A 4,431-nucleotide genomic window follows, 5' to 3' on the forward strand; every position below is an offset into this window, starting at 1 on the left:
GCGGGTGGTGGCCTGGCGCGGGGGGGGCGGCCGCGGCGCCCCCCCCCCCCGGCGGGGGGGCCCGCCCGCCGCCCCCCCGCCGCCCCGCGGCCCCGCCCCGCGGGCAGCTCATGGGGCTGCCGGCTTACTCAGCGCCGGACAGGGCCTACTCGCCCAGCGCGGCGCGCGCGTCGACGAAGGCGGCGACGGCGCGCTCGACGTCCTCGGTGGAGTGCGCGGCGGACAGCTGCACCCGGATCCGGGCCTGGCCGTGCGGGACCACCGGGAACGAGAAGCCGATCACGTACACGCCGCGCTCCAGCAGCAGTTCGGCGAGCCGGCCGGCCTTGGCCGCGTCGCCGATCATCACCGGGGCGATCGGGTGGTCGCCCGGCAGGATCTCGAAGCCGGCCTCGGTCATCCTGCTGCGGAACAGCGCCGTGTTGGCCGCCAGCCGCTCGCGCAGCTCGTTGGACTGCTCGACCAGGTCGAGCACCTTCAGCGAGGCCGCCGCGATCACCGGGGCGAGCGAGTTGGAGAACAGGTACGGGCGGGAGCGCTGGCGCAGCAGGGCGACGATCTCCCGGCGGGCGGCGACGTAGCCGCCGGAGGCGCCGCCGAGCGCCTTGCCGAGGGTGCCGGTGATGATGTCCACGCGGTCCATCACGCCGTGCAGTTCGGGGGTGCCGCGGCCGCCGGGGCCGACGAAGCCGACGGCGTGCGAGTCGTCGACCATGACCATGGCGTCGTAGCGGTCGGCCAGGTCGCAGATCTCGCGCAGCGGGGCGACGTAGCCGTCCATCGAGAACACGCCGTCGGTGACGATCAGGCGGCGGCGGGCGTCCTGGGTCTCCTTGAGCTGCTGCTCCAGGTCGGCCAGGTCGCGGTTGGCGTAGCGGTGGCGGCGGGCCTTGCTGAGCCGGATGCCGTCGATGATGCTCGCGTGGTTGAGCGCGTCGGAGATGACGGCGTCGCGGTCGTCGAGCAGGGTCTCGAAGACGCCGCCGTTGGCGTCGAAGCAGGAGGAGTACAGGATGGTGTCCTCTTGGCCCAGGAAGGCCGAGAGCCGGTCCTCCAGCGCCTTGTGGACGTCCTGGGTGCCGCAGATGAAGCGCACCGAGGCCATGCCGTAGCCCCAGCGGTCCAGCGCGTCCTTGGCGGCGGCGAGCACCTCGGGGTGGTCGGCCAGGCCGAGGTAGTTGTTGGCGCAGAAGTTCAGCACCTCACCGGGGCGGCCGCCGCCGGTGACGGTGACCGCGGCGCTCTGCGGGGTGCCGATGACCCGCTCGGGCTTGAAGAGCCCGGCCTCGCGGATCTCGTCGAGGGTGATGGCGATGTCGGCGCGCACGTTGTCGAACACTGCGGACTCCTAACGAGGACGAACGGGGGGGCTCAGGCGGTCCAGTCGAGGATGATCTTGCCGCAGCGGCCGCTGGCGGCCTCGTCGAAGGCGGCCGCGAAGTCGTCGGCGGCGTACCGGCCGGTGATCACCGGGGCGAGGTCCAGCCCGCCCTCCAGCAGCACGGACATCGCGTACCAGGTCTCGAACATCTCGCGGCCGTAGATGCCCTTGATGGTGAGCATCGAGGTGACGACCGAGGCCCAGTCGATCGGGAACTGCTCGGCGGGCAGGCCGAGCACGGCGATCTTCCCGCCGTGGGTCATGTTGGCGATCATCGACTGCATCGCCTCGGGGCGGCCGGACATCTCCAGGCCGACGTCGAAGCCCTCGCGCAGGCCGAGCTTCTGCTGGCCCTCCTCGATGGTGTGCTCGGCGACGTTCAGCGCCAGCGTGACGCCGACCTCCCGGGCCAGGTCGAGGCGGTACGGGGAGACGTCGGTGATCATCACGTTGCGGGCGCCGGCGTGCTTGGCGACGGCGGCCGCCATGATGCCGATCGGGCCCGCGCCGGTGATCAGCACGTCCTCGCCGACCAGCGGGAAGGAGAGCGCGGTGTGGACGGCGTTGCCGAACGGGTCGAAGATCGCGGCCACGTCCAGGTCGACCGGCACCCGGTGCACCCAGACGTTGGAGGCGGGCAGGGCCACGTACTCGGCGAAGGCGCCGTCCCGGCCGACGCCGAGGCCGACCGTGTTGCGGCACAGGTGGCGGCGGCCGGCCTGGCAGTTGCGGCACTTGCCGCAGACCAGGTGGCCCTCGCCGCTGACCCGGTCGCCGACCGCGATGTCCGCGACGCCGGCACCGATCTCGGCGACCTCGCCGACGAACTCGTGGCCGAGCACCAGCGGGGTCGTGATGGTCTGCTGGGCCCAGCCGTCCCAGTTGCGGATGTGCAGGTCGGTGCCGCAGATGCCGGTCCGCAGCACCTTGATCAGCACCTCGCCGGGGCCGATCTCCGGCTTCGGGACGTCCACCAGCCAGAGCCCGGGCTCGGCCTTCTGCTTGACGAGTGCCTTCACGGGCGACGGCTCCTGACGTGCGAGTGGGGCGGCCTTCGCGGGTGGGCAGGCCGAGTGGCCCCGGTGTGGCCGTTCCTGGCGGACGCGTTCCGGGCAGGCAGCAATCTGCCTGGTCAGGGTGGGTTCGGTCCATCGAGGAATTCTTAAGGGCGGCCACAGCTGGGCTAAACGATCGTGCCCGAGCTGGGGCCGGGGGCGGGTGCGGCATGCCGGTGCTCACCTGTTCGGCCGAGCGCGAGCCCGCTTCCGCGACACCAATCCCCCAGTGGGCACCGGTCCTTGACAACACGGGAGGCAATGTGCGCCAGCCGGCTGGGGCAGTCGGCTGACCGCTGGGTCCGTTCGGGTCAGCCCCGCGGCGGCCGACGCGCGGGGCCGCACCGGCGGTGCTTACGGTGGCGGCGCTCCCCCGTCGGCCTCGTGGAGCAGCGCTCCGGGGCCGTCCGCCGCAGAGAGGCGCCTCGACCTATGACCACGATCCGACGGCCGCATCCGGCCGCGTCCCGTTCCACCCGCCGAGCGGCCTGCGCCGCCCTGGTGCTGACCGGCCTGCTCGCGACCGCGGCCTGCTCCGGCGGGTCGCCGCCGAACCGGCCGGCCGGCGGCGCGGCCCTCACCGCCGAGCCGGCCGCGCTCAGCCCGTCCGCATCGGGCTCGGGCGCGGCCAGCGGCTCGGCCGGCGCGGTGGTGCCGCTGACCCCCGACGTCGCCAAACAGCTGGACGCCGCGATCAAGCAGGTGCTGGGCCAGACCTCCACCCCCGGCGTGATCGTCGGGATCACCACCCCCGACGGCAGCTACCAGCGGGCCTTCGGCCAGGCCGACAAGTCCGGCACCCCGATGTCGCCCGATCTGAACATGCGGATCGGCAGCGTGACCAAGACCTTCACGGCGACCGGCGTGCTGCGGCTGGTCGACCAGGGCAAGGTGGGCCTGGACGACCCGGTCTCCAAGTACGTGGACGGCGTGCCCGGCGGCGACAACATCACCATCCGCCAGCTCGCCGGGATGCGCAGCGGCCTGTTCCCGTACACCTCCGACCCGGACTTCGTGAACGCGCTGATCAGCGACCCGAACCGGGTGTTCACGCCCGACCAGCTGCTCGCCTACGGGTACAAGCACCCGGCGAACTTCCCGCCGGGCAGCAAGTTCCAGTACAGCAACAGCAACTACATCCTGCTCGGCAAGGTCATCGAGAAGGCCGGCGGGGAGCCCGTGGACCAGTTCCTCAAGGACCAGGTGTTCAGCCAGGCCGGACTGAACGGGACGGTCTTCCCGACCGACGCGACCTTCCCCGACCCGCACGCCCGCGGCTACACCGACCAGACGCCCAACGGCCAGACCACGGACGCCACCGACTGGAACCCGTCCTGGGCCTGGTCGGCCGGGGCGGTCATCTCCAACCTCACCGACCTGCAGAACTGGACGAAGTCCCTGGCCACCGGCTCCCTGCTGAAGCAGGACACCCAGTCCCAGCGGTTGAAGACCCAGCCGACCGGCGACCCCGGCGTCGGCTACGGCCTCGGGCTGTTCAACAACAACGGGTGGATCGGGCACAACGGCTCGCTGCCCGGTTACGAGACCGTGGCGGTGTACCTGCCGCAGTCCCAGGCCACCCTGGTGGTGCTGCTCAACACCGATGTGCCGTACCGGGGTTCGGAGCCGTCCTCGCTGTTCGCGAAGGCGATCACGCAGATCGTCTCGCCGAAGAACGTCTACTCGATCCCGCCGATGAACACGGCCTCGCCGTCGGCCTCGTCCTCGGGGTCCGCGTCGCCGTCGCCGTCGCTCTCGCCCTCGGGATCGGGGTCGGCCTCGTCCCCGGCCTCGCCCGGCGCCCCGGGGTCCCCCTCCGGCGCGCCGACCACGGTCAACGCCTGAGCGCCAGACCGCCTGAACGCCTGAACGCCTGAACGCCAGACCCGCCGGGGGGGGGGGGCGCCGGGGGCCGCGCGGCCGGCCCCCCGCGCGCGGCCCCCCCCCCCGCCGGGCGCCCCGGGAGGTGGGAGGGGCGCCGCCCGCCGCGCGGGT

Annotated in this window: 3 protein-coding genes; 1 reads left to right on the forward strand and 2 read right to left on the reverse strand. The window is 72.9% G+C overall.

The window, feature by feature from the left end:
• Positions 1–145: 145 nt before the first annotated feature.
• The gene (locus tag ACFV6D_RS38610; protein WP_063346236.1) at positions 146–1,339 is read right to left on the reverse strand and encodes a glycine C-acetyltransferase; all 1,194 of its coding nucleotides are present in this window, start codon (positions 1,337–1,339) and stop codon (positions 146–148) included.
• A 32-nt stretch (positions 1,340–1,371) separates the two neighbouring features.
• Positions 1,372–2,400 (reverse strand): L-threonine 3-dehydrogenase, encoded by a 1,029-nt coding sequence (gene tdh, locus ACFV6D_RS38615; RefSeq protein WP_063346237.1) that lies wholly within the window; start codon positions 2,398–2,400, stop codon positions 1,372–1,374.
• A gap of 468 nt (positions 2,401–2,868) precedes the next feature.
• Here tdh and ACFV6D_RS38620 point away from each other — a divergent pair, with 468 nt between their 5' ends.
• On the forward strand, positions 2,869–4,281 hold the full coding sequence (locus ACFV6D_RS38620) for a serine hydrolase domain-containing protein (protein ID WP_380563402.1): 1,413 nt from the start codon (positions 2,869–2,871) through the stop codon (positions 4,279–4,281).
• The last annotated feature ends 150 nt before the right edge of the window (positions 4,282–4,431 follow it).

The organism is Kitasatospora sp. NPDC059812 (genome assembly GCF_042732075.1).
In the GTDB taxonomy this organism is placed as follows: domain Bacteria; phylum Actinomycetota; class Actinomycetes; order Streptomycetales; family Streptomycetaceae; genus Kitasatospora.

What these genes read in the sequence shown, in the direction of transcription:
- ACFV6D_RS38620 (WP_380563402.1), top strand. Translation starts at nt 2,869, where the DNA reads ATGACCACGATCCGACGGCCGCATCCGGCCGCGTCCCGTTCCACCCGC.